At 34.9% G+C, this 20238-nt stretch carries 20 protein-coding genes; all 20 read left to right on the plus strand.

Annotated elements, in window-relative coordinates:
* Window positions 1–33: 33 nt before the first annotated feature.
* The 20 genes from AOA56_RS07155 (at window position 34) to AOA56_RS15835 (ending at window position 19927) form a co-directional block, all read left to right on the plus strand.
* Window positions 34–507 carry a transcription termination/antitermination NusG family protein gene (locus AOA56_RS07155; RefSeq protein WP_330376444.1) on the plus strand — a complete coding sequence of 158 codons (474 nt, stop codon included), beginning with the start codon at window positions 34–36 and terminating at the stop codon, window positions 505–507.
* Window positions 508–701: 194 nt separating this feature from the next.
* Window positions 702–1235, plus strand: a complete 534-nt coding sequence (locus AOA56_RS07160; RefSeq protein WP_048620881.1) for a transcription termination/antitermination NusG family protein — start codon at window positions 702–704, stop codon at window positions 1233–1235.
* Window positions 1236–1384: 149 nt separating this feature from the next.
* Window positions 1385–2644, plus strand: coding sequence for a DegT/DnrJ/EryC1/StrS family aminotransferase (locus AOA56_RS07165; protein WP_053769268.1), 1260 nt, complete (start codon window positions 1385–1387; stop codon window positions 2642–2644).
* 9 nt (window positions 2645–2653) lie between these two features.
* The gene (locus AOA56_RS07170) at window positions 2654–3292 is read left to right on the plus strand and encodes a sugar transferase (protein ID WP_053769269.1); all 639 of its coding nucleotides are present in this window, start codon (window positions 2654–2656) and stop codon (window positions 3290–3292) included.
* A gap of 111 nt (window positions 3293–3403) precedes the next feature.
* A complete protein-coding gene (locus AOA56_RS07175; RefSeq protein ID WP_053769270.1) occupies window positions 3404–4375 on the plus strand; it encodes an ATP-grasp domain-containing protein in 972 nt (323 codons plus the stop codon).
* 34 nt (window positions 4376–4409) lie between these two features.
* Entirely contained in the window at window positions 4410–5627 is a 1218-nt protein-coding gene (locus tag AOA56_RS07180; protein ID WP_053769271.1) for a glycosyltransferase family 4 protein, read from the plus strand.
* A gap of 7 nt (window positions 5628–5634) precedes the next feature.
* On the plus strand, window positions 5635–6744 hold the full coding sequence (locus AOA56_RS07185; RefSeq protein ID WP_053769272.1) for a glycosyltransferase: 1110 nt from the start codon (window positions 5635–5637) through the stop codon (window positions 6742–6744).
* Entirely contained in the window at window positions 6737–8164 is a 1428-nt protein-coding gene (locus AOA56_RS07190; protein WP_053769273.1) for an O-antigen polysaccharide polymerase Wzy family protein, read from the plus strand. The genes AOA56_RS07185 and AOA56_RS07190 overlap by 8 nt, the downstream gene beginning before the upstream one ends.
* Window positions 8161–9402, plus strand: coding sequence for a glycosyltransferase (locus AOA56_RS07195; RefSeq protein WP_053769274.1), 1242 nt, complete (start codon window positions 8161–8163; stop codon window positions 9400–9402). The genes AOA56_RS07190 and AOA56_RS07195 overlap by 4 nt, the downstream gene beginning before the upstream one ends.
* Window positions 9380–10921: a lipopolysaccharide biosynthesis protein gene (locus AOA56_RS07200; protein ID WP_053769275.1), complete on the plus strand. Its 1542-nt coding sequence runs from the start codon at window positions 9380–9382 to the stop codon at window positions 10919–10921. The genes AOA56_RS07195 and AOA56_RS07200 overlap by 23 nt, the downstream gene beginning before the upstream one ends.
* Before the next feature lie 9 nt (window positions 10922–10930).
* Complete coding sequence (locus AOA56_RS07205) at window positions 10931–12169, plus strand: glycosyltransferase family protein (protein WP_053769276.1); 1239 nt, start codon at window positions 10931–10933, stop codon at window positions 12167–12169.
* Window positions 12170–12258: 89 nt separating this feature from the next.
* A complete protein-coding gene (locus AOA56_RS07210; RefSeq protein WP_053769277.1) occupies window positions 12259–13572 on the plus strand; it encodes a nucleotide sugar dehydrogenase in 1314 nt (437 codons plus the stop codon).
* Window positions 13573–13600: 28 nt separating this feature from the next.
* Window positions 13601–14674: a Gfo/Idh/MocA family protein gene (locus AOA56_RS07215; protein WP_053769278.1), complete on the plus strand. Its 1074-nt coding sequence runs from the start codon at window positions 13601–13603 to the stop codon at window positions 14672–14674.
* Window positions 14675–15256: an acyltransferase gene (locus tag AOA56_RS07220; RefSeq protein ID WP_053769279.1), complete on the plus strand. Its 582-nt coding sequence runs from the start codon at window positions 14675–14677 to the stop codon at window positions 15254–15256.
* Window positions 15246–16379 carry a DegT/DnrJ/EryC1/StrS family aminotransferase gene (locus AOA56_RS07225; RefSeq protein ID WP_053769280.1) on the plus strand — a complete coding sequence of 378 codons (1134 nt, stop codon included), beginning with the start codon at window positions 15246–15248 and terminating at the stop codon, window positions 16377–16379. Before AOA56_RS07220 ends, AOA56_RS07225 begins: the two co-directional genes overlap by 11 nt.
* Before the next feature lie 12 nt (window positions 16380–16391).
* Window positions 16392–16580 carry an acyltransferase family protein gene (locus AOA56_RS16800; RefSeq protein WP_053769281.1) on the plus strand — a complete coding sequence of 63 codons (189 nt, stop codon included), beginning with the start codon at window positions 16392–16394 and terminating at the stop codon, window positions 16578–16580.
* 296 nt (window positions 16581–16876) lie between these two features.
* Entirely contained in the window at window positions 16877–17398 is a 522-nt protein-coding gene (locus AOA56_RS07235; protein ID WP_156316914.1) for a hypothetical protein, read from the plus strand.
* 10 nt (window positions 17399–17408) lie between these two features.
* Window positions 17409–18458 carry a polysaccharide biosynthesis protein gene (locus AOA56_RS07240; RefSeq protein ID WP_053769283.1) on the plus strand — a complete coding sequence of 350 codons (1050 nt, stop codon included), beginning with the start codon at window positions 17409–17411 and terminating at the stop codon, window positions 18456–18458.
* Window positions 18455–19651: a capsular polysaccharide biosynthesis protein CapF gene (locus tag AOA56_RS07245; RefSeq protein ID WP_053769284.1), complete on the plus strand. Its 1197-nt coding sequence runs from the start codon at window positions 18455–18457 to the stop codon at window positions 19649–19651. The genes AOA56_RS07240 and AOA56_RS07245 overlap by 4 nt, the downstream gene beginning before the upstream one ends.
* A gap of 102 nt (window positions 19652–19753) precedes the next feature.
* On the plus strand, window positions 19754–19927 hold the full coding sequence (locus tag AOA56_RS15835; protein WP_156316915.1) for a hypothetical protein: 174 nt from the start codon (window positions 19754–19756) through the stop codon (window positions 19925–19927).
* The last annotated feature ends 311 nt before the right edge of the window (window positions 19928–20238 follow it).

Consider the following 20238-nt stretch of genomic DNA (forward strand, 5'->3'; position numbering starts at 1 on the left):
AGAGTATTACACTCTGCGAAATTGCAGTAGGTGGTGGACGTCATCTGGTACGCAGTAAGATGTAAAGCAGGAATGGAACAACAGACAGCAGAAGAATGGAATCAAAGACATGACGGGAAGGCCTGCAGGGCCTTTATCATTACCTATGAGAAGATGAAACGATATGAAGGAAGCTGGCATCTGATCTGCGAGCCTCTTCTGTCAGGATATTTCTTTCTGAAAACAGAAGAGTCGAAAGTACTGGAGGAGGCGCAGGATTCCATCCCGATTGATTCTGGTGAAGAACAGTTTCTGAAAGAGTTGGGTGGAAGAGACCATCACGTACCCATGTCACGGGGATATATCAGAGAAGGGAAAACCTGCGTGACCGAAGGGCCGCTTTGTGGGCATGAAAGTCAGATCCAAAAAATCGACAGACATAAACGTCTGGCGTATCTGGACTGCCGGATGGATCAGTATCAGAGAAAAGGACTCTGGGCTGGCCTTGAAATTGTATCAAAGAGCTAAAATAGTATTTCCAAACAGGAAGTGCGGACAGGACAAGAAGTTCCAGAAACATCTGTGGTAAGAAGCCATGGCTGTGGAAGAGAACGGACAAAGAGAAAATTTGAAGTCTGGGGTGAAAGACTTAAAAAATCTTTCACTGTAGATATGGCGAAGCTATGTCAAATTTGGACATACTTCCCAGGAGAGGAGAAGTCATGTGGTATGTCATACAGACGACGACTGGAAGAGAAGAAGAACTAACAGACGTACTAAAATCCATGCTGCCACAGACGATATGCGAAAAAAGCTTTTTCATCCGGCGGGAGACCTGCTGGAGGCTAAAAGGAAAACATAAGATTCAACAGGAAGTGCTGTTTCCGGGATATGTGTTCGTGCAGACACAGGCTCCGGAAACTTTATTTTATCAACTAAAAAAAGTACCGAAGCTTTCCAAACTTTTAAGTGATGGAGAAGAAGAATTTCTTCCGGTTCGTGAAGATGAACAGGAATTTCTGGAAAGCCTGATCACAGTCGAGGAGAAAGATGGAAAAGAAGTTTATCTTGTCAAACGATCAGAAATCCAAGTCGATGAAGAAGGAAATATCGTCTGGGCCGGAACGCCGCTCTCTCGTTATATCGGCAATGTGGTGAGAAAGAGGATACGGAAGAGGTACGTAGTCATAGAAAAAGAGCTGTTTGGGAAGAAGCGAACCGTTCTTCTGAGTGTTCGGCTAAAAGGGGAAGAATAAGGGATCTGCAGAAAGCAATATCGGACCTATTATATATAGAAGAAACACAATAGGAAAAAGCAGAAACAGGAGAAAGAGTATAGAGAAGAGGAGGATTTTCGGAAACGGAGATCCTTATTTTTGTAGAAAAAGTGAGGAGTGGGGAAAGAATGACGAAGTGTATAGAACCATTTAAAACAAAAATATGGCTTTCCAGCCCGACAATGCACGGGCCGGAACTGGAGTATGTCAAAGAAGCATACGAAACGAACTGGATGTCTACCGTTGGGAAAAATATCAATGAAACGGAGCGCCTTGCCTGCGAGAAGATCGGGTGCAATTATTCGGTGGCACTTTCTGCCGGGACTGCGGCGCTTCATATGGCGGTCAAACTGGCAGGAGTAAAACCGGGAGACCGGGTATTCTGTTCGGATATGACCTTTGATGCCACAGTCAATCCGGTGGTCTATGAGGGAGGCGTGCCGGTTTTTATCGACACTGAATACGACACCTGGAACATGGACCCGGCAGCACTGGAGAAAGCATTTGAGCTGTATCCGGAAGTCAAAGTATTCGTAGTGGCACATCTTTACGGCACACCGGGAAAAATCGATGAAATCCGGGAAATCTGCGACCGCCATGGAGCAACGATCATCGAGGATGCGGCAGAGTCCCTAGGGGCGACCTATAAAGGTGTGCAGACAGGAACCTTTGGAACTTACAATTGCATTTCCTTTAATGGAAACAAGATTATCACCGGATCTTCCGGGGGGATGCTTCTGACGGATGATGAGGAAGCAGCTAATAAAGTTCGGAAGTGGTCCACACAGTCCAGAGAAAATGCTCCTTGGTATCAGCATGAAGAGCTTGGCTACAATTACCGGATGAGCAACGTCATTGCAGGTGTGGTGCGGGGACAGTTCCCGTATCTGGAAGAGCATATCGCCCAGAAAAAAGCGATTTACGAGCGGTACAAAGAAGGATTCAAAGATCTTCCGGTCAGCATGAATCCATACGATGAGAAGAACAGCGAGCCGAACTTCTGGTTGAGCTGTATGCTGATTGAGCCGGAAGCCATGTGTAAGCAGGTAAGAGGAGAGCAGGAATCCCTTTATATCAGCGAGCCAGGAAAGAGCTGTCCGACCGAGATCTTGGAGACACTGGCATCTTATAACGCAGAAGGGCGCCCGATCTGGAAACCGATGCATATGCAACCCATCTACCGGATGCATGGATTTGTCACAAGAGAAGGAAACGGACGGGCAAAGACAAACGCCTATATTGCAGGAGGAGCCTTGGGACAAGACGGGAAACCGCTGGATGTGGGAATGGATATTTTCCGGAGAGGACTGTGCCTGCCAAGCGATAATAAGATGACGGCGGAAGAACAGGAAAAGATTATTGAGATTATCAAAGGATGTTTTGAGTAGGTACCGGATATGAGGAAAAGAAAAAGATTTTATGAAGCATACATCAAAAGACCGTTGGATTTTTTGTGTGCGCTTGGAGGGATTGTTGTATTAAGCCCGGTGCTTCTGGCAACGGCAGGACTTGTGAAAATAAAGCTGGGAAGCCCGGTTATCTTTAAGCAGGAGAGACCGGGATTAAATGAGAAGATTTTTACTCTATATAAATTCCGGACAATGACTGACGAAAAAGATGAAAAGGGGAATTTATTACCGGATGAAGTACGTCTTACAAAATTTGGAAAGTGGTTAAGGAGTACAAGTCTTGACGAACTTCCGGAACTATTCAATATTTTGAAGGGTGATATGGCAATTGTCGGACCAAGGCCACTTTTGGTGAAATACTTAGACCGTTATAATGAGCAGCAAAAACATCGTCACGATGTTCGACCTGGAATTACCGGATATGCTCAGATTCACGGGAGAAACACAGTTAATTGGGAAAAACGATTTGAATTGGATGTATGGTATACGGAACATGTATCATTTAAAAGAGACATGAGAATTCTTTCCAGGACTGTGAAGATAGTACTGGGAAAAGAGGGAATTAGCAGTGAAACATCTGAAACGATGGAAGAGTTTATGGGAACTGATTATAAGAAAAAATTATGAAAAAGGCTATTTGGTGTTATTACTACTTATAGAAGAGAAATAAAGAAATTACTTTAATATTGAGTAATATAATGACTTATTTTAGAGTTGGGATTATAGGAGAACAATATTATGAATATATTATTTTGCAGCGTTGGAAGAAGATGTCAGCTTTTACAAAATTTTAGACAGACTATGGGGATGGACGGAAAAATTATTGCCACTGATATGAGCAATACAGCGCCGGCAATTTATATGGCGGATAAATTTTATATTGTGCCAGAAGTGAATGATGAAAAATACATAGCAACTATTTTGGATATTTGTGAGAAAGAGAAAATCAATGTTATTACAACACTGATTGATCCAGAAATCAAAATCTTAGCGGAACATAGGAAAGAATTTGGAGAGAGAGGTGTGGAAGTTTTAGCTCCATTTAGAGAAACAGCAGAAATCTGTTTTAATAAGTATGAGATGTTTAAATACTTAAAAGAGAATGGAATCGATACTGTAATGACATATGGCGATATTGAATCTTTTGTAAAAGAATTAGATGAGAATAAGATTAAATTTCCTGTTTTTGTAAAACCAAGGGAAGGCAGCGGATCTGTAGGGGCTAGAAAAATTACAAATTTGTCTGAGTTGAAGGAAGCGATGGTGGAAGACCCAAGACTGATTATTCAAGAATATATGGGGGATAGCATAGACCTGGATGCTGACATTTATATTGATACAATCTCGCATGAACCTGTAGCGTTATTTAGCAAGAAAAAACTGGAAACAAAGATAGGAGGAGCTAATAAGACAATTTCCTTTAAAGATGACAAGTTGGTTGAGTTTGTAAAAAAGGCTCTTAAAGTGTTTAAATTTAATGGACCTATTGATATGGATTTATGGTACCGCAATGGCAGGTATTATTTATCTGAAATTAATCCGAGGTTTGGTGGGGCATATCTACATGCATATGGAGCAGGAGTTGATTTTGTCCGCTTAATTGAAAATAACGTTAAAGGGAAAGAAAATGAACCATGTTTCAATAATTATGATGATAATATTGCTATGTTGATGTATGACGGAGCAGTAATACAGAAACTAGGAGAGTAATACTTATTATAATCATTTTTGAAAGGATAATACGATGAACATTCTTTTTCTGACATTACTTGATTTTGATACATTGAATCAAAGTGGAATATACACGGATCTCTTACGCAAATTTGCTAGAGAAAAGCATCATATATATGTGATTTCACCTGCGGAGAGGCGAACAGGGAAAAGAACACAGGTCTTAAAAGAAAAAAATGCAACGATTTTAAAAGTAAAAATCGGAAATATTCAAAAAACAAATCTCATTGAAAAAGGAATTTCTACTATTACATTAGAGTACATATTTATTCATGCTATAAAAAAGTATTTCGCAAATGTTAAATTCAACTTAGTTTTATATTCGACTCCGCCAATTACTTTACAAAAGGCTGTTGAATATGTGAAAAAGCGTGATCAAGCTCAGACATATTTGCTTTTAAAGGATATATTTCCACAGAATGCAGTTGATTTGGGAATGTTAAAAAAGAGTGGATATAAAAAACTTATATATCGATATTTCCGTATCAAAGAGAAAAAGCTATATGCTATTTCTGATTATATAGGCTGTATGTCAGAAGCCAATAAAAATTACATATTAAAGCACAATCATGAAATTTCTCTACAAAGGGTAGAGGTTTGTCCTAATTGTATTGAAGTGCTGGATATGAGTATTGACGAAAACGAAAAAAAAAGGATGAGAAAAAAATATGAAATTCCGCAAAATAAAATAGTGTTTGTTTATGGTGGAAATCTTGGAAAACCACAGGGGATTCCTTTTTTAATTAAATGTCTAAAACAGTTAATTGATAATAAAGAGATTTTTATATTAATTGTAGGAGAGGGAACAGAATATAATCTGCTTGAAAAATTTTTTAATAAATATCGACCCCAAAATATGAAATTAATGAAGGAACTGCCCAAGGAAGAATATGATCAAATGATTGCATCCTGTGATGTAGGAATGATTTTTCTAGATCATAGATTTACAATTCCTAATTTTCCGAGCCGTTTGCTTAATTATATGCAGGTGAAACTTCCAGTACTAGCAGTTACAGATCCTAACACAGATGTAGGAAAGGTTATTGTTGATGGAGAATTTGGATGGTGGTGCGAAAGCAATGATATTCATAATGTCAATAGGTTAATAGAAAAAATAGCAAGTAATAAAAATGGATTAGGCTCTTTTAAAGAAGCAAGCTATAACTTTTTAATGAAGCATTATACTGTTGAAACGGCGTATAAGATTATAAATAATAAAATTAAAATGTGAGGAAATTATGAAAATTTTAGTTATAATGCACGCCAACAATTTGCTGTATGGAGCAGGAAAAAGTTTAGTCAATTGGGTGACAAATACAAATATAGAAATAGATGTCTTACGTCCCAAAGCTTTTCCGCGCAGTGTTAAAGAGGAAGTGATTAGGCAAGGCTTCGGGAACAATGTGAAAGAAATTTATACCATGTGGCTTCCTTTTAGTCGGTGCTATTCTGGGAGAATGCACGTTTCTAAGTTGGGGTTTTTATATCAAAAAATGAATAATATTTTGTGGAGAATGAATAGAAAAAAAGTGAAAAACCTCATGAAAAAATACGATAAGGTATATTTGAATTCCTTAGTCTTGTGGCCTTTGATTTCCTCAAAAGGTAATTACTATATACATATAAGAGAGGTGTTCGAAGGAAGTAACAGACTTTTTAAAGAAGTACTTAAATCTTTAAGAGATGCAAAAGGGATAATATATATAGACCATGCAACATATGAGGTGTTTAAAAATTACAATTTAAAAAATGAAATAGTATTAAATAATCCGTTTGATATGAGAAATGTCAAATTTATTCAAAAAGATAAAATTAAAAAGAACTTAGAGCTAAAAGAAAATAAAAAAATATATTCCATAATTGGCATGATTTATGAGCAGAAAGGAGTAGAGTTTGTTATAGATGGTTTTGTAAAGGCCGATATAGATGCCTACTTATTAATTGCTGGGAAGAAAAAAGGACAATATGCTCAAAAATGCATAAAAAAGGCGGAAAAATATAATAATATTATCTTTTTAGGAGAAATAGAAGATATTAATAAAATATATGCGATTTCAAATGCGGTTATTCGTGGAGAAAAGTTCTTTTGCGTTGGGCGTACGATTTATGAAGGATTATATTCAGGAAATGATGTGATTATTCCAGGGAATGAACAAGATATAGAGCGTTTACCCAATATAGAAAAATGTAAAGAGAATATTTATTTCTACGAGCCAAGAAATGTAGAATCTTTCGTTGAAGCTTTAAAAAAAGCCGAAAAGAAAAAAGAGGGACGTCGAATTTACATATCAAATGTGGAAGAGTATACAAATAAAATTTTAAAATTTATGGAGCTAAATAATGAATAGAAAAATTGTGTCTATATATAACATAGTAATTTGCATATCAGTTATAATCTGTATTTTTTCGCTGATTAATAACTCCACTTCCATATTAGTAATTGATTTGGGAATAGTTACAATTACTATATTATGTAAAACTTTTCAAAGTTTAGAGAAGAATATCGGACTTTTCTTTTTTGAGGTATTTACAATACTTTTTTTGAGTGGTTCAGTATTTATGAATTTTTTTGTGGATAAAAATACTGGATTAGAAAATTTATTTAGTAGTAAAATAATTTTTCATACTATTTTTTGTTTATATATAAGTCAGATTGCCTTGTATTTGGGATATCAAATACAGGATCTTTTGGTGAAAAAGAAAAATATAACTTCTAGTATCATCAGTTTAGAAAAAATGAAACTAATTGAAACAACAAGTATGTTGTGTTTGGTGATTACAGTTATACCTAAGATAGTAGTAGAAATAGAAAGAAGTAGAATTATAAATAAAATAGGATATGTTGAAAGCTACTTAGGGTATTCCAGTAGTATTCCTGGCTTTATACAAAGAATTGCACAAGGTTATAATTTATTTTTTTGGTTATTTCTTTGTACAAAACCGTCTAAAAAAAAGACATTTTTCGTTTTGGGTATAAATATTCTAATTGCATTAATATCACTTAGAAGCGGGAAACGAAGTTCTTTTATCTTACCGTTAGTCATGACAATAATTTATTTGTTTTATCGTAATAAAGATGAAAAAGATGGGAAAATTTGGATAAAAAAAAGATGGATACTTTATGGTGTAATCCTAAGTCCTTTTATTATTGCAATTGCACAACAATTTACTTATATAAGATTGAATTTATCGGCAGATTATTCGATTGTGCAAAATGTTAGAAAAGCATTTGAAGAATCAAGTGTAAATATAATATCTTATGGAAAAGTGTTAGATGACATTATACCTGATAATGGATATACATTCGGAATGCTCTGGATGGCTTTAATCAGGAATCAGTCAATATTTGGGAAATTATTAGGAATTGAACCTCTTGCTAATCAAACGGTTGATATGGCATTGCAAGGTAATTCATTTGGACAGACTATAACGTATTTAGTGAACTCTAATGTATATTTTAGAGGTGGTGGACTTGGTTCTTGTTATATAGCAGAAGCCTATAAAGATTTTGGTTATATTGGAATTATATTTTTTAGTATTTTAATAGGAATGTTACTGTTTAAATTTTCAAATAGTAATAGTCAAAATGTTTATTTGTTATGCTTTATGTTTATTATGCAAAGTAATCTTTTATTGGCACCCCGCGATGCTGTGTTTGGGTTTATTTGTAACACATTTACCATAACAAATTTGTTGTATATATTTATTTTTTGGATTTTTATAGAGCTGTACAGTAAGCGATATAAATTTAGAGGAGATAATCGATGAAAATTTATTTGCTGGCTAATAATTTTCCGTTTGGAAGAGGGGAGACATTTATTAAAGACGAGTTAGAGTCAATAGTGTTTAGCCAAAAGGAAATAAGTATATGTCCACTTGAATATAAAGGAAAAAAAAAGGAGACTGAATATAAAAATGTGGTTTTAACACCTAGTTTAAAACAAAAAGATTGGTTAGCTATTTTGTTTAATTGCATACATTGCAGACCATTGCTAAAAGAGATAAGGAGTTTAGTCTATTCAAAAAACATTCACTTAAATACTATTAAAAGAGCAATAGTGTTTTGGGTCTTTGCTAATATCAAAAAAAGACAAATAGAACTTATTATAGAACAGGAGAATTGTACAGAAAGCCAAATAGTATGTTACTCATATTGGGCTTCAACAACGGCATTAGCAATAGTGCTTCTAAAAAAGGATAAAAAGGTTTTGGGAATTTCAAGAGCACATGGAATAGATTTGTATGAAGAACGTCATAGATATGAATATTTACCGTTTAGATATGAAATATATACAAAGTTAGATAAAATTTATCTGATATCTAATTCTGGAGATAATTACATAAAAAACACTTATAATTTTTCAAAAAAAATAATAAGTGGAGTGAGCAGATTAGGGACTCAAGATTATGGAATTAATCTAGAAAATAGAGCTTCAAAATTAATTTTAGTATCATGCTCTAATGTTATAGAAGTCAAAAGAGTAAGTTTAATATTAGAATGTTTAGCAAGAATAGAAAACATAGAAATTGAATGGAATCATTTTGGAGCTGGAGACCTTTATAACGAGCTAGAAGATAAAGTTAAAAAATGTAAAAATAGTAACTTAAAATGTAATTTGTGGGGATTTCAAGATAATGAAAAAATAATGGATTTCTATCGTAATAATCCTATAGATATCTTTATTAATGTTAGTACTAATGAGGGAGTACCTGTATCTATAATGGAAGCTATATCATTTGGTATTCCGATTATAGCCACAAATGTTGGTGGGACGAATGAAATAGTTATAAATAATATTACAGGATGGTTAGTAGATAAAGACAAGGTGGAGAAGGAATTGCCAGATGCTCTTATGGCTTACTATCAACTAAATAAAAATGAAAAAAATAAGATTCGGCATAGCACTAGAAAATTTTGGGAAGAAAACTTTAATTCAAAATGCAATTATTATAATTTTTATAAGGACATAAAGGAATTAGTACATGAAAAAATCGAGGATATTTAGCTCAATAAAAAATGTATCAGTATCTATGATGGAACAAATAGTTACAAATTTGTTGCTTTTCGTAAATAGATCATTTTTTATTTATTTTTTAGGTAACGAATTTCTAGGCCTCAATGGATTATTTAGTAATATTCTCACATTACTATCGTTATCTGATTTGGGATTTGGAATGGCTATTTTATATTCCATGTATAAACCTGCAGCAGAAAAAAATTATTATAAAGTTGCTGCGTTGTTGAATTTATATAAAAAGATCTATCATATAGTTGGAGTATTAATGACCGGTATAGGTTTAGCGTGTACACCATTTTTACATCTTCTTATATCTGATTTGCCACAAATCAGAGAATTAAATATTATTTACATTTTATATTTATTAAATACAACAGTCACATATTTTTTTTCATACAAAAAAAGTATTTTAATTGTTGAACAAGAAGTATATATTGCATCTGTTATACAAATTGTAATTAGTGTGTTACAGAATGTGTTGCAAATAATAGGCCTTATTATTTATAGAAATTTTATTTTATATTTAATCATACAGGTAGTGTGTACTCTAGGAAATAATATAGCTATTTCATTATATGTAGATAAAAAATATAAATTTTTAAAGGATTTTAGCAATGCTAAAGTAGATGCTAATACTAGTGCTGAGTTGAAAAAAAATGTTTTCGCAATGTTTCTAAGTAAAATCAGCTCAGTTGTGGTTACCTCTACATCAAATATTATGATTTCAAAATTTGTTAGCACAGTAATATTAGGATACTACTCAAATTATTTACTTTTTGTAAATTTAGTACGAACTGTTATAACAAAGATTTTCGAGGCAATTACGGGAAGTTTGGGGAATTTTGTTGCAGTGAAAACCAAAGAAGAATCAAAAGAAACATTTGAGAGGTTATGGTTTGCTAATTACTGGTTAATTGCATTTTGTTCAGTATGTTTTTTTATATTGATAAATCCATTCATAGAAATATGGATAGGTAAAAAGTTTTTATTAAATGAGGGAATTGTTTTTTTAATTGCATTTAATTTGTATATGAGGTACATAAGAAATACTCAATTAGCTTACATTGATACATATGGGTTATATTGGAATATAAAAATAAAGTGTATTGCAGAGGCAGGTATTAATTTAGGAGTGTCGCTTTTATTTGTTCTCCCTCTAAGATTAGGAATAATTGGGATTCTCTTAGGAACTACCATAAGTAATTTTTTGACTAATTTTTGGTACGAGCCATATATCATATATAAAGAAAAGTTTGAATCAAAAATTAAAGAATATTTTAAACAATTTGCGATATATTTTGTTTTAATGATTATTGTTGGAACGATTTTATGGTTTGTATGCAGACAGATACCTGGCAATGGAATTATTAGCTTTTTAGAAAGACTTTTAATATGTGTTTTTGGATTTAATGTGATTTACATCGGCATTTATAAAAAAAATAAAAATTTTATTTACTATGAAAATTTATGCAAATCTTTCTATAAGAAAATAAAGAAGAGAGGATGATATCTTTACATGGATTGTAAAAGAATCTTGGTCATTAGTCAAAATCCATTTGATGAATGCAGTAATAATGGAAAAACATTATTGTCTTTTTTTTCGGGTTATCCGAAAGAGAAAATTGCTCAGTTATATTTACATGATGGAGAACCGCTATGTAAAAAATTTGATAATTTTTTCCGTATTACCGAAAAAGACATTTTATATAATGTTTTTGGAAGGGATAAGAAGTGTGGAAAAAAAATTTCAAATCGTGTTTCAAAGTTAATATATCAAGAAAGTAAAGAAACTAAATGGAAAACATGGCCATTAATACGTTTAATGCGGGAAGTGGTATGGAAATTGCCTTGGAATAAAAAGGAACTTTTCCGTTGGTTGGATAAGTATAAGCCCGAGGTTATTTTTTCGACTTGTGGTGATACTTTATTTACATATTATTTAACAAGATTGATAAAAAAAAGATATCATTCATCTTTGGCAGTATTTATAACGGATGATTATATTATGCCACGTAAAAATATTGATATTTTTTGGCAATTTAAAAGGAGCCTTATAAAAAAGAATATCAAAAGAATTTTAAAAGAAGCTAACTATTTTTTTACAATTTCAGAGGTTATGTGTGCTGAATATCAAAAAATTTTTCAAAAAAAGAGTTATGTGATTATGAATATGGAAAAGATCACAAAGGTACATGTTCCATCCAAACATAGTGATCTAGTATTAGTTTATGCGGGAAACTTAGAGTATAATCGGGATAAGGTATTAGTAGAACTTAGTAAGATTATATATCAATTCAATTTAGAAAATAACAGAAAAGTTAGACTGGAAACTTATACTAACTCGAACATTACAGAAAATTTAAGAGAAAAACTTTGTCTGGGAGAAAATAAATATGGTGGGAAATTAGCAAAAAAAGATTTGGAAGTTAAGTTAAATGAAGCGGATATACTTGTTCATGTAGAGGCTTTTGATAAGAAAAACATTTATGATACAAGATTTTCAATTTCTACAAAAATATATGAATATCTATCTTTAGGAAAGCCAATTTTGGCTATTGGTCCAGAAAATATTGCTTCTATGCAATTTTTAAAAGATACGGCTTGTTGTATAAATGATCCAAAGTATATGGGGAAAATATTAAATGTTATTTTATCTGATGAAAAAAAGCGTAAGGTGCTGGCAAAAAAATCTGAAGAGTTATTTAATGCTAAAAAACAGGTCAAAGAGGACTTTTGGAAGATTTTGAATGGGTAAATAGTTTAGTAGTGAAATAAATAATATTTATATTAATTTTATTAAATTGGAAAGGGGGAGACATTGTAAAAGGCAATGTCGAAAAAAAAATGAAGGAAGGATTACTGAAAAAAATTAGTTCCAAAGAAATCAAAGTAGGAGTTGTTGGCTTGGGATATGTAGGCTTACCGCTTGCGGTAGAGAAAGCAAAGGCAGGATTTAAAACAATAGGTTTTGATGTGCAGGAAGAAAAGGTAAAATTAGTAAATGAAGGTCATAATTACATTGGAGATGTAGTAGATAGTGATTTAGCAGACTTGGTCCGTAGTGGAATGTTAACAGCCACTACGGATTTTAGTTTTGTTAAAGATGTAGATTTTATCGCAATTTGTGTGCCAACACCATTGGATGCACATCAACAGCCAGATATTAGTTACGTTTGTTCATCTACAGAAGCAATTTCAAAATATTTGACTAAAGGTACTATGGTCGTATTGGAATCAACGACATATCCCGGGACGACGGAAGAATTGATCAAACCGATTTTGGAAGAAGGATCAGGGTTGAAATGTGGAGAAGATTTTTATTTAGGCTTCTCACCTGAGCGGGTAGATCCAGGTAATTTAATTTACAAGACAAAGAATACTCCGAAAGTAGTGGGAGCAATTGGAAAAGATGCAACTGAAGTGATTGCAGCAATGTATAGAGCTGTATTAGAGGGAGAAGTGTATGAAGTATCCTCACCAGCAGTTGCAGAAATGGAGAAAATTCTCGAAAATACATATAGAAATGTAAATATCGGTTTGGTTAATGAACTTACAATGCTTTGTCAAAAACTGGGGATCAGTATGTGGGAAGTTGTAGATGCTGCAAAAACAAAACCATATGGATTTCAAGCGTTTTATCCAGGACCAGGACTTGGTGGACATTGCATTCCATTAGATCCATATTATCTATCTTGGAAAGCTAGAGAGTATGGGTTCCATACGTCCATGATTGAAAGTTCTATGATGATTAATGATCAAATGCCGGAATATTGTGTAGAACGTGCAAGTAAAATTTTGAATAGACAAATGAAGCCTATGAAAGGCGCTAAGATACTTGTTTTAGGAGTGGCTTACAAACAGGATATTGATGACTATAGAGAGAGTCCAGCTCTTCGCGTTATCGAAATTTTAAAAAGAGAAGAAGCAGATGCTGATTTTTATGACCCATGGATTGCTGAATATAAGTATAAAGGAGAAAAAAATCAGGGAATAAAGGAAATTAATCCAGAAATCATTGCATCTTATGATCTTATAATGATTACAGCAGCTCATAGTAATGTCGATTATGATATGATTCAAAAAAATGCATTAGCAATATTTGATACAAAAAATGTAATGAAAGCAATAGAAAATAGAGAAAATATTGAAGTCCTTTAGGGCTTTTTTTATTTGGAGGAAATGAGATATGAAATATGCATTAATTGGATGTGGAAGAATTGCAACCAATCATATTAAAGCGGTTATTAATAATAATTTAGAATTGGTGGCTGTGTGTGATGTGATACCGGAGCACATGGAACTATTATTAGAAAAGCATGACTTAAACAAAACTACTTCGATTAAAAGGTATACCGATTATAAGAAAATGATAGAAGAAAATGAATTAGAACTTGTCGGCATTGCTACAGAGAGCGGTATACACGCTGAGATTGCTTTGTATTGCATTGAGCATAATATTAATGTAATTATCGAAAAACCAATGGCTATGAGTATAGAAGATGCAGATAAAATTATTCAGTTGTCAGAGGCAAAAGGAGTAAAAGTATCAGCATGTCATCAAAATCGTTTTAATATTGCGGTGCAAGAAATGCGAAAAGCGCTCGAATCAGGAAGATTTGGGAAACTTTCCCATGGCTCCATTCATGTAAGATGGAATAGAAATAAAGATTACTATACTCAGGCACCATGGAGAGGAACTTGGGCACAGGATGGTGGAGCACTGATGAATCAGTGTATTCATGGTATTGATTTGTTGCGTTGGATGATGGGGGATGAAATTGAAGAGGTTTATGGAGTGACAAGACAACAATTTCATTGCTATCTGGAAGCTGAAGATTTGGGAATGGCAGTTGTAAAATTTAGAAATGGTGCAATTGCAACAATCGAAGGTACAACAAATGTTTATCCGAAGAATCTTGAAGAAACTTTATACGTATTTGGCGAAAAAGGCACAGTAAAGTTAGGTGGAAAATCTACTAATAACATCGATGTGTGGGATTTTTCTGATGAAACAGATGCAGATCAGAATAAAAAAGGATTGGAAGAAGTAACTAATAATGTGTACGGCAATGGTCATACCAGCCTTTATGCAGATGTAATTGATGCGATTAAAACCGATAGAAAACCATATGTAGATGCCAATGCTGGGAAGAATGCTTTAGAGTTAGTGCTTGCTATTTATCAAAGCCAAAAAGAAGGAAAGGCAGTTCAACTTCCATTAACAAAATTTGCAAGTGTTGATATGATGGGAGAATTTTAAATGGGTAATTTTTTTGTTCATGAAAGTAGTTATATTGATAAAAATGTTAAAATTGGAGATGGAACAAAAATTTGGCATTTTTCGCATATTCAAGAAGGGGCTGTAATAGGAAAAAACTGTTCGCTGGGACAGAATGTTAATATATCAAATAATGTAAAAATTGGTAATGGTGTAAAGATACAAAATAATGTATCGATTTATGAAGGTGTAGAATTGGAAGATTGTGTTTTTTGCGGACCATCGATGGTTTTTACAAATGATTTGACACCAAGAGCGAAATACCCAAAAGGATCTGCAAGATATAAAAAAACTATATTGAAACAAGGAGCAACTATAGGAGCGAATGCGACTATTGTTTGTGGACATAGCATAGGAAGATGGGCAATGATTGCCGCAGGAGCAGTAGTTACTAAAGATGTTCCTGATTATGCCTTGATGGCAGGAGTACCAGCAAAGCAAATTGGTTGGGCATGTGAATGTGGAATGAAACTACAAGATAACTATGTATGCCCATCTTGCGGAAGAGAGTACAAAATAGAAGATGGAATTATGAAAGAAAAGAGGCAGATAAATGCAATTTAGAGATTTAAAAACCCAGTATCAGCATCTGAAGCCCGAGATAGATGCAGCTATTGCAGAAGTTTTAGAAAATGCTAATTTTATTAGTGGACGGCAGGTCGGAGAATTAGAAGAAGAATTGGCACGGTATGTAGGGGTTAAACATTGTATTACATGTGGAAACGGAACAGATGCTTTGTCGATGATGATGATGGCTTGGAATATAGGAAAAGGGGATGCGGTATTTGTACCAGATTTCACTTTTTTTGCATCAGGAGAAGTAGTTTCTTTTGAAGGGGCTACTCCAGTTTTTTATGATGTGTGTATGGACACTTTTAATGCCGATGTAACATCACTAGAAAATGCTATCATTAATGTTTTGAATGAAGGGAAGCTTACACCACGAGCTATAATCGCAGTAGATTTATTTGGATTGCCGGCAAACTATATAAAATTAGAAGAAATAGCAAAAAAATATAAATTGCTATTATTGGAAGATGGAGCCCAAGGATTTGGAGGAAAAATAGGAGAAAGAAAAGTGGGCAGCTTTGGAGATGCAGCAACTACGTCTTTTTTCCCGGCTAAGCCTTTGGGGTGCTATGGCGATGGAGGAGCTATATTTACAAATGATGATAACATAGCAGAATTATTAAAGTCCATCCGGGTACATGGAAAAGGCAGTTTTAAATATGATAACGTGCGAATAGGGTGGAATTCACGACTAGACACTTTACAGGCTGCGATTTTAAAAGTGAAATTTAGGGCATTTAGAGAGTATGAATTAGAAGAAGTAAATAGAGTTGCGGATACTTATAGAAAAGAGTTAATGGGAGTTGTAAAGATTCCTGTTGTTAGAGAAGGGTTCTACTCAAGCTGGGCTCAATATACATTACAACTTTCATCAAAAAATGAGCGGGATCAAGTGCAGGAAGCTTTGAAAGAAAAAGGCATTCCAACAATGGTTTATTATCCAAAACCAATGCATCAGCAGGTGGCGTTTTCGGGTAATAAAATGTACGTTGAATGTCCAAATACAGAAAAGCTGTGCGATACTGTTTTATCATTACCAATACATCCATATTTGTCACATTCGGATATACAGGAAATAGCAGTGGCAGTTAAGTTGGCAACAAATAAAAAGAATTGAGGAAAGTTTAGGATGAATCAAAAAAGTAATAGATATGCACAAATAGATGTACTGGAATTTGTGTTTGCTATTTTGATTGTATGTTTGCATATATCTGGGAATGATCAGAAAAGCATAGTATATATAATAGGGCAATATGTTGGACGAATAGGGGTTCCGTTCTTTTTTGCGGTCTCGGGATTTTTGCATATCAGAAAGTAAAAGCTGGCTCTCCGCGGGAGTATTTAAAAAGACAGGAAATAAAATTACTTCGCATATTTTCAATATGGACTTTAATTTATTTTCCTATTACTTTCCATTCTTCTTGTATTAATCATGACAGTAACGTATTAGTTGGTATTTTAGCATATGTGAGAGAACTGGTTTTTATGGCTCCTGCATATATGTGGTATCTGGTCGCTTGAATAATAGGTCTGATTCCATTCGTTTTATATGGGGTTTCGCATCTAACTCAATATACAATAGGGGCAAGTTTATTTTATATTTTGGGTACGCTCTTGAATGGCTACCGGACTATTACTGGTTTAGATTCTTTTGAGTTCTTTTATGATTTCTTTCTGACAAGTAGAAATGGTGTGTTTTTTACACCAATTTTTTTAGCTGTTGGAGCTTGGATCAATATCGCATATAAGAAACAGAAAATAAATGGAGTCTTACTTTGTATAATAACATATATTATATTTGTTGTAGAAGTTACTTGCGTAATACTTCATGTTCCAAAAGGGGAAGACTGCAGTATGTATTTTTCATTGCCTTTAGTAATTGGAACGTTGCTAGGAATAGTTTTAAATATTTCTGTTATAAAAGAGAACTGGATGACTAATTTTTTGAAAAGCGCTAGTTTAATTATATATTGTTCACAATATGGCTTCATTAATGTGTATAAAAAATTAATGGGAGATATTAATGAAGTGATGCTATGGATTACGGTTGTGATTTCAGGCTGTATATTAGCGTACAGTATACAAAAACTAAAAATAGAATTGAGAAAATTAATTATAAAACAAAAAGGAAAATAGGAGACGAATCATGTCACAATTCAACAACAAAACACTTTTAATCACAGGCGGTACAGGCTCGTTTGGAAACGCAGTTCTGGACCGTTTTTTAATGACGGATATTAAAGAGATCCGTATCTTTTCCAGAGATGAATTAAAGCAGGATAACATGAGGCACTACTATCAGAGAGAGTTTCCGCAGTACAGTGACAAGCTGAAATTTTACATAGGAGATGTGCGGGATATCAATTCTGTGAGAAACGCAATGCACGGGGTAGATTATATTTTCCATGCGGCAGCGTTAAAGCAGGTTCCGTCCTGCGAGTTCTTCCCGATTGAAGCGGTAAAAACCAACGTGATTGGTACGGAGAATGTTCTGACGGCGGCGATCGAGGAAGGAGTGAAAAAAGTCATCTGCCTTTCCACAGATAAAGCCGCTTATCCGGTAAATGCCATGGGAACAAGTAAAGCCATGATGGAGAAAGTCATTGTGGCAAAATCCAGAACTGTCGATCCGGAGAAAACGACGATCTGCTGTACTCGGTATGGAAATGTCATGTGTTCCAGAGGATCGGTCATTCCGCTGTTTATCAGTCAGATCAAAGAAGGGAAAGATCTGACTCTGACAGAGCCGACCATGACCCGTTTCATTATGAGCTTGGAAGAGGCGGTGGAACTGGTTGTGTTTGCTTTCCAGAATGCGCAGAGCGGGGATATCATGGTACAGAAAGCCCCTGCTTGTACAATCGAAGTCCTTGCAAAAGCAGTGCAGGAACTGTTCCATGCAAAGAATGAACTGAAAGTAATTGGCATCCGGCATGGTGAAAAGATGTATGAAACGCTGCTTACGAATGAGGAGTGCGGACATGCTGTAGACATGGGTGATTTTTACCGGGTTCCAGCGGACAAGCGTGACCTGAACTACGATAAATACTTTAAAGACGGAGATACAAAAAGAAATCCATTAACAGAATTTAATTCAAATAATACAGAACTTTTGGGAGTGGAAGCGGTTAAAGAAAAACTGCTTTCACTTTCTTATATTCAGAATGAATTAAAAGAATGGGAGAATCAGGTATGAAAATCTTAGTGACAGGGGCGAAAGGATTTGTCGGAAAAAATCTGGTCGCCTCTTTAAAGAACATCCGGGACGGGAAAGACCGGGTACACCCGATCAAAGGACTGGAGCATCCGGAAGACCTGACAATTTATGAATACGATATGGATTCTACGCCGGAAGAGCTGGACGCCTATTGTCAGGATGCGGATTTCGTCTTCAATCTTGCGGGAGTGAACCGTCCGAAGAATGACGAAGAGTTTATGAAAGGGAATTTCGGATTTGCGTCTATGCTTTTGGATACGCTAAAGAAATACGGAAACAAGGCTCCGGTTATGCTTTCCAGCAGTATCCAGGCAAGCCTGACGGGGCGATATGTGGGAAGTGAATACGGAAAAAGCAAGCTGGCTGGAGAAGAGTTGTTCCAGAAATACGGCGAAGAGACAGGAGCAAAAGTCCTGATCTACCGTTTCCCGAATCTGTTTGGGAAGTGGTGCCGCCCGAATTATAATTCAGCGGTTGCGACATTTAGCAATAATATCGCCAATGGACTTCCGATCCAGGTCAATGACAGGAATACGGAATTGGAGCTTGTGTATATCGATGACCTGATCGAGGAGATGCTGTTGGCAATCAATGGGGAGGAGCATCGGGATGAGAAGGGATTCTGCATTTGTCCGGTGACATTCCATGTGACGCTGGGAGAGATCGTGGATCTTTTATATCAATTTAGAAAGAGCAGAAACAATCTATCCGTGCCGGATATGAGCGACGGATTTACAAAACGGCTGTATGCCAACTATCTTTCCTATCTGCCGACAGACGGATTTGCCTATAAGTTAAAGATGAACAAGGATGACAGAGGAAGTTTTACAGAGATCCTCCGGACGAAAGACCGTGGACAGGTGTCCGTCAATATCAGCAAACCGGGCATTACAAAAGGGCAGCACTGGCATCATACAAAGAATGAAAAATTCGTAGTGGTATCCGGAAGGGGTCTGATTCAACTTCGTAAAATCGGAGAAGATGAAAATGGAAATCCATATCCGATTTTAAATTATGAAGTTAGTGGGGACAATATTACAGTGGTGGAGATGATCCCAGGATATACGCATAATATTATCAACCTGTCAGAGACAGAAAATCTGGTGACAGTAATGTGGGCGAACGAACCGTTTGATCCAGAGCATCCGGACACTTTCGGAGAGCCGGTGTAATAAATCATTGTCACTTGGAAAGAATAAAAAAGAACAGTATCTGGAATCTTTACAATCTGTTTTACGAGTGTTATACTTGGAAAAACAGAAAGGGGGATTATCATGAATTATGCTCGTATTTCAGACCAGCCTTTTGTTACAGCAAAGGATTTAACTGTCAGAAAGCTATTGGCAAAAGAGGTAAAAGCGAGAAGAGAATATATTCGCAATCATCAGTTTTCTATCAGTGTTAATCCTTCGACGCAGGAGACAGAATTACAGGTCATAAAGGAGTAAAATGAATCAAAAGATTACTGTTGTTCTTTATGATGCCAGCTTACAAAAGCTGGCATCGTCTTTCCATTCTGGTAATGATTAGCTTGATCGATTCTTACGAATTCCCGATTCATTAGACGACAATATTGGAAAAACATACGTTTTAGCGTCTGAAGATCGAAAAACTATTTTAGGATATTATAATCTTGGAGTAGGGTATATTGAACAGATTGTAGACGGTACTGTACGAAAGATTGGAGGATCTATCCACATTAACTGTTTCGCTTTAGATGAAACATACCAGGGGTTGCAAATTTGGAGCCTGAATGGTG

It is taken from the genome of Sellimonas intestinalis, from assembly GCF_001280875.1.
Lineage (GTDB): Bacteria > Bacillota > Clostridia > Lachnospirales > Lachnospiraceae > Sellimonas > Sellimonas intestinalis.

Coding starts and splice junctions, on each gene's coding strand:
- AOA56_RS07160 (WP_048620881.1), top strand. CDS start 702: ATGTGGTATGTCATACAGACGACGACTGGAAGAGAAGAAGAACTAACA.
- AOA56_RS07165 (WP_053769268.1), top strand. CDS start 1,385: ATGACGAAGTGTATAGAACCATTTAAAACAAAAATATGGCTTTCCAGC.
- AOA56_RS07170 (WP_053769269.1), top strand. CDS start 2,654: ATGAGGAAAAGAAAAAGATTTTATGAAGCATACATCAAAAGACCGTTG.
- AOA56_RS07175 (WP_053769270.1), top strand. CDS start 3,404: ATGAATATATTATTTTGCAGCGTTGGAAGAAGATGTCAGCTTTTACAA.
- AOA56_RS07180 (WP_053769271.1), top strand. CDS start 4,410: ATGAACATTCTTTTTCTGACATTACTTGATTTTGATACATTGAATCAA.
- AOA56_RS07185 (WP_053769272.1), top strand. CDS start 5,635: ATGAAAATTTTAGTTATAATGCACGCCAACAATTTGCTGTATGGAGCA.
- AOA56_RS07190 (WP_053769273.1), top strand. CDS start 6,737: ATGAATAGAAAAATTGTGTCTATATATAACATAGTAATTTGCATATCA.
- AOA56_RS07195 (WP_053769274.1), top strand. CDS start 8,161: ATGAAAATTTATTTGCTGGCTAATAATTTTCCGTTTGGAAGAGGGGAG.
- AOA56_RS07200 (WP_053769275.1), top strand. CDS start 9,380: ATGAAAAAATCGAGGATATTTAGCTCAATAAAAAATGTATCAGTATCT.
- AOA56_RS07205 (WP_053769276.1), top strand. CDS start 10,931: ATGGATTGTAAAAGAATCTTGGTCATTAGTCAAAATCCATTTGATGAA.
- AOA56_RS07210 (WP_053769277.1), top strand. CDS start 12,259: ATGAAGGAAGGATTACTGAAAAAAATTAGTTCCAAAGAAATCAAAGTA.
- AOA56_RS07215 (WP_053769278.1), top strand. CDS start 13,601: ATGAAATATGCATTAATTGGATGTGGAAGAATTGCAACCAATCATATT.
- AOA56_RS07220 (WP_053769279.1), top strand. CDS start 14,675: ATGGGTAATTTTTTTGTTCATGAAAGTAGTTATATTGATAAAAATGTT.
- AOA56_RS07225 (WP_053769280.1), top strand. CDS start 15,246: ATGCAATTTAGAGATTTAAAAACCCAGTATCAGCATCTGAAGCCCGAG.
- AOA56_RS16800 (WP_053769281.1), top strand. CDS start 16,392: ATGAATCAAAAAAGTAATAGATATGCACAAATAGATGTACTGGAATTT.
- AOA56_RS07240 (WP_053769283.1), top strand. CDS start 17,409: ATGTCACAATTCAACAACAAAACACTTTTAATCACAGGCGGTACAGGC.
- AOA56_RS07245 (WP_053769284.1), top strand. CDS start 18,455: ATGAAAATCTTAGTGACAGGGGCGAAAGGATTTGTCGGAAAAAATCTG.
- AOA56_RS15835 (WP_156316915.1), top strand. CDS start 19,754: ATGAATTATGCTCGTATTTCAGACCAGCCTTTTGTTACAGCAAAGGAT.